Raw genomic sequence first — 5351 nt, 5'->3', positions numbered from 1 at the left:
TAGTAGTAAAATACATTGCCCTTCCTATCGATTCATGCGACCTGTACATTGCTTTAATATAATTGTTATCTATTTTATACTCCTCAATAAATCTGTGAATATAATGTATAGTATTATCAACCGCTATACCAATAACTATAGCTGCAATAGTTATAGTCATAATATCTAAGGAGATACCTAGCAACCCCATAATGCCAAGAATAAAAGAAGCTGCTAAAATATTTGGAATAATTGCAATTAAAGAAATTCTAATATTTCGAAATAACAAATAAAACATTATAAATATTAACAAAAATACCGCACCTATAGTAAGGATCTGACTTTTAAATAAAGTTTGTAAAATATTGTTATATAGAACCAACATACCTGTAAGTCTAAATTGATCCTCAGCTAGATTAAATTTTTCGGTAAAGTCTTTTTTAATTTTTAACAATAAGTCATTCCTTTTTAAATTATGTGATGATTCGTAAATTCTTATACTATATCTAAGTTGGTTGCCATCTGCTGAAATAAAAGGATCGAAAATCTGCTTTTTTATTTCAAGAGGAAGTTTATTATATAATATGGCCAGAGTGAATGAGTTAGAGATTAGCTCTGGATCAATTGAAGAAAACAAATCTAAAGTTGTGTCTAAAGATAAAACCTTACCTGTTTCTGGTAAATTATCTAAGTAATTATGATAATCGTTAATTTGTTCAAACATATAGCTGTTAAACCAATAGCCTTTAGTAATCTCATTTTCCGTGTTTTCTTCTTCAAGACCAAAAATATTAAAAGATTCCTCTGCTTCTATTTGCTCAAAATGTTCAGGAGGGGCATCTATGATAATTTCTAATGGAGTTGTTCCACCTAAATTTTCATCAATTAGTTTCATACCCTGATATATCTCTGTATCTTTCTTGTAATAATCAATAAAGCGATTTTCTACAGATAATTTGCTAATCCCATAAATGCTTATACAGAATAATAACATAAAAAATCCTAGAATTAATTTTGCTCTAAATTCCACCTGTTTAGCAAAAAACTCTGTGATATAATGTGTAATATCATGTGCTATTCTAACTTTTTTTGGTTTGTTTAAGAAGCTATGCAAAATAGGAAAAAACATTAATGAAATTAAATATGAAATTGCTAGGCCGGCAAACATCATCCAACCAAAATCAATAACTGGTTTTAAACCACTAAGAATTAAGGAAGCAAAAGCTACCATTGTAGTTAAAGTTGTATAAAAACATGGCTTGGCCATTTTTTTCGTAGAAATTAAAATTAATTCTCGGTGAGTTAATTTAGGGTTTTTACGATATTCTTCCCGATATTTTACAGTTAAATGAATATTAATAGATAGGGTAAGAATTAATAAAAGAGCAATAAAATTAGATGAAACAGTAGTTACAGGCCAGGCTGTAAAGCCTAGAAAACCAATCATAATTAGTGTAACGGTGAAGCAAATTGTTAAGGGTAAAATTACAAAGCGGACAGACTTAAAGGCTATAGCTAAGGTAAAAATAATAAATATTAGAACTGCGCTACCAAAAACAACCATGTCACTCTTTATGTAATTTAAAGAATCAGACATAATCATGGGTACACCTCCTAGATACATGGTGGCAACATCCTTATATTGCTTCATTATACCACGAACCTCACTAATATTAGTTTCTCTTACTTTACTGGTTATTCTTGAGCGTATTTTAAACTCTGTGGTTAACTCTTCTAACTTAGCTTGCTCTTCTGGCGTTAAAAAAGAAGCTGCTGATTTATTTCTAAGTTTGTTTCGCTCTTTGAGCAAAAAATTATATTCTTCATCTTTGGTTAGAAAAACTAATAATGCTGTAATTTTCCCATCAGGACTAATAAGCGCATTTTTATATAGTGGACTGGTTAAAATTTCATTTGGAGCTGAGGCTAAATCTACATCTGGGTGAAGTAGATTAATAGTTTCCTTAGCAAGCTCTTGTAAGCTTCTAGGTGGGCTTCTTAATAGAGGTATGTTTAAAATGGAAATTACATTATCAATATTTTCTAATGCAGCTAATTTTTGATGTAAATCTTCTAAATATTTTAGATTATTTTTAGTAAACATACTGGTTTTTGGCGCATATGTTATAACTAAATAATCATCTGAGATGTATTTTTCCTTTATTTCACGATAGAAAGTTAAATCTTGATCATTTTTTAATGATAATGAATCAGCGGAGGCATCTAAATAAAAATTTTTACTGTAATAAAGTGCAAAAGATAAAAATATTATTAGAATAAGCGTAAATATTTTAGTGTATTTGTTAATAATTTTTTCATAAATAGAGCTTATTTTAAACATCTTTTTTTTCCTTAGAGAATTTAATAATATCTTCCGCTCTTATAATTGAGCCTTGTTGATTTTCTTTTTTTAATATTTTTTTTGCACTATTTGCATATTTAAGAGCTAAATCGTAATTTGCAGCAAAAAACTCAGCTTCTGCTAAGGATAATAACGACAAGCCTTGATTTTGAGTAAGGTGGTATAATCTAGCTAAATAACGCCAACCAGTTACATTATCTGTTTCTGTAATCAATGCTTGGTTTAGTTTTGCTATAGCCATCTTGTAAAGCTCTATTTTTTTTGCACTTATAATAGCAGCGGCAAGCTCTATTTTTACTAAGGAAATATCAGGAAGCTGTTTTTCTACCTCTAATAAAGTTTTAACTGCAGCCACAGACATGCCAGATTCATACTGGATTTGTCCTTTTAACTCTTGCATAAAGGCAGAGTCTTTATTTTGTATAGTTTTAAATATATCTAATGATTTTTTAGATTTTCCCAAGCGGTGATTAGCTATTACTAAAGCTAATTTGCCATGCTCAGTATCGCTACTATAATTTTCAATTACCACAAGAGGATCTTCTAAAAATGCCTCTAATTTTGTTTTAATGATAGTAAATTCATTAAGTAAATTTTCTGCTAACAGCACATTAGTATAAGGAGAGCTGTTTAAATGTTCTTGAATCCTATTCATTCTGTCATTAGTTAGTGGGTGTGTTCTGGTATATGGATTAATTTGATCTGTGTATAACTTTTCATTAGATTTTATTTCACCAAAAAACTCTAATAAGCCTTGCGCGCTTATTTTACTTGCATCAAGCAACTTCAAGGCAGCCTCGTCAGCTGCTTCTTCATGTTTAGTACTATGGCTATAAAATTGTCTTTCACCTATGTGTGAACTACCCATAATTAAAGCTTGGCCAGCATCAGCTCTGCCTGCAACTGCTGTGGCTATACCAATTATATAGCCAAGAGCCATTTGAGTGTTGATTTTTTGTAAATCTAGACTCATTCTGGCTAAATGGCTGCCTGTTATGTGGCCAGTTTCATGTGCAATAATACCAATTAATCCTAATGGTGAATTCGAATAGGTTATAGTTCCTGTATTAATAAAAATATTTTTACCCCCTGCGACAAATGCGTTTATACTACGGTCATTTATGATGTGAATTTTTATTTGTCTATCTAGGTTGGCCGCTGTAAATATAGGCTGAGATATTTTATGTAAATATTGTTCAGTCTGTGCATCACGAATTAAACTTAATGCAGATAGCTTATGCGTAGCCAATATGATGTAAGTAAGTGCAATAAATATTTTTTTAAACATTTTTATATATTATTGAATTAGCCCTTATTGTCATTAGATAAGTGAGGTTATGTGAATAGATTACTTAGTTTGGCTTCTTCATCCGAGTTTTTAAGCTTTGCTCGACAATATTTTGACTTTTTTGAGTTGCTATATTTAGTAAATATTGTGTAAATTTTTTATAAATATAATAAATAGAAAATACAACTTTTGAGTATTAATTAGTAAATTAAAGAAAAATTAGAGTTAAATGAAGCTATTTCTAGACTTATAGTAAAGTCTGAACTAATAAATATTTAGCACTAATTCTTAAATAAAGTAATATGGAGTTGAATTGCCTAAGAGGCTTTAAAGATGTAATTTTAACTGATGCAAAGAAATTTAATTATATCATAGATTTAATTGGTAAGGTTGCCGAAACTTATAATTACCAAAAATCATATTTTCCGATATTAGAAGAGAGTTCAGTTTATCAGAGAACATTAGGAGAAGCGTCTGATATCGTAAATAAAGAAATGTATAATTTTACTGATAAAGGTGAAAATAAGGTAACTTTAAGACCTGAATTTACAGCAGGTATAGTTAGATCACTAATTTCAAATAAACTATATCACGAATTACCCTTAAAGTTTTTTACTTATGGTCCATTATTTCGTTATGAAAGGCCACAAAAAGCAAGACAAAGACAATTTAACCAAGTTAATTTTGAGTTTTTTGGTAATGATACATATTATGCAGAATTAGAACTAATTATGTTAATAGAACAGATAATAAAAAAACTAAATATACAAAATAAAGTAACCTTAGAAATCAATTCGTTGGGCTCTAATGATGCAAGGTTAAAATATAAGAATGAATTAGTTAATTATTATCTTAGATATGAAAATGATTTGTCAGAAGATAGTAAGCATAGGTTAAAAACAAATCCGCTTAGAATATTAGATAGTAAGGATATAAAGGACCAGGAGATTAATCAAGATGCACCACTTCTAGAAGATTATTTTACCAGTTTTGATCAAAGTTTTTTTTCCTCCTTATTAGAAGAGTTAACCAAACAAAATATTTCATATAAATTAAATAATAAGCTTGTAAGGGGGCTTGATTATTATGCGCATACAGTTTTTGAATATAGTACAGCTTTACTTGGCGCGCAAAATGCAGTTTTTGCAGGAGGTAGATATGATAACTTAATTGAAAATATGGGAGGCCGCGCAACTCCAGCTGTTGGTTTTGCCGGCGGGGTTGAGCGAATGTTTGAATTAATTGAGATGAATGAACAAAATATAATAAATATTATAGTTTTGCCTTTGTCTGATGCGGAAAAATCTAGCGCTTTTTCTTTGTTAAATTCACTTAGACAAAATGACATAAAAGCAGATATTATTTTTTCTGGGGGTAATTTGACTAAAAAGCTAAAAAAAGCAGCTAAATTTAAGCCTGAATTTGTTGCTATATTAGGTGAGAATGAAGTTGCAACTAAACAAGTGTTACTTAGGAATTTTAAGTCCGGTAAAGAAGTGTTATGTGAATTCACTAATTTGGTAGCTGACTTTTTTGCCTTCAAAGAGAAATTTTAGTTTTAAAAAGATATTTTTTATTTAGAGTAAATACATGATTATAACGCGATTTTCCCCAAGTCCTACTGGATATATACATGTTGGCAATGTTAGAACTGCCATCGTAAATTATCTTTTTACTAAAAAACATAATGGTAAGATGATATTGCGCATGGATGACACAGAC

Annotated in this window: 4 protein-coding genes; 2 read left to right on the top strand and 2 right to left on the bottom strand. The window is 29.7% G+C overall.

Translation table 11 applies throughout. The annotated features are described in order from the left end of the window. Both HOH73_05965 and HOH73_05960 read right to left on the bottom strand, forming a co-directional pair. Positions 1 to 2320: MMPL family transporter (locus HOH73_05965; GenBank protein ID MBT5828399.1), on the bottom strand; the 2320-nt coding region annotated here is incomplete at its 3' end. After that, a complete protein-coding gene (locus tag HOH73_05960) occupies positions 2313 to 3629 on the bottom strand; it encodes a M48 family metalloprotease (GenBank protein MBT5828398.1) in 1317 nt (438 codons plus the stop codon). The genes HOH73_05960 and HOH73_05965, both read right to left, overlap by 8 nt. 302 nt (positions 3630 to 3931) lie before the next feature. On the opposite strand from HOH73_05960, the gene HOH73_05955 reads away from it, so the two are divergent. Both HOH73_05955 and HOH73_05950 read left to right on the top strand, forming a co-directional pair. Continuing rightward, positions 3932 to 5185 (top strand): histidine--tRNA ligase, encoded by a 1254-nt coding sequence (locus HOH73_05955; GenBank protein MBT5828397.1) that lies wholly within the window; start codon positions 3932 to 3934, stop codon positions 5183 to 5185. A 34-nt stretch (positions 5186 to 5219) separates the two neighbouring features. Continuing rightward, a partial coding sequence (locus tag HOH73_05950) for a glutamate--tRNA ligase (protein MBT5828396.1) occupies positions 5220 to 5351 on the top strand: 132 nt, incomplete at its 3' end.

The organism is Alphaproteobacteria bacterium (assembly GCA_018667735.1).
In the GTDB taxonomy this organism is placed as follows: domain Bacteria; phylum Pseudomonadota; class Alphaproteobacteria; order Rickettsiales; family JABIRX01; genus JABIRX01.
This window is presented reverse-complemented; position numbering and strand designations above follow the sequence as displayed.

Coding starts and splice junctions, on each gene's coding strand:
- HOH73_05955 (MBT5828397.1), top strand. CDS start 3,932: ATGGAGTTGAATTGCCTAAGAGGCTTTAAAGATGTAATTTTAACTGAT.
- HOH73_05960 (MBT5828398.1), bottom strand. CDS start 3,629: ATGTTTAAAAAAATATTTATTGCACTTACTTACATCATATTGGCTACG.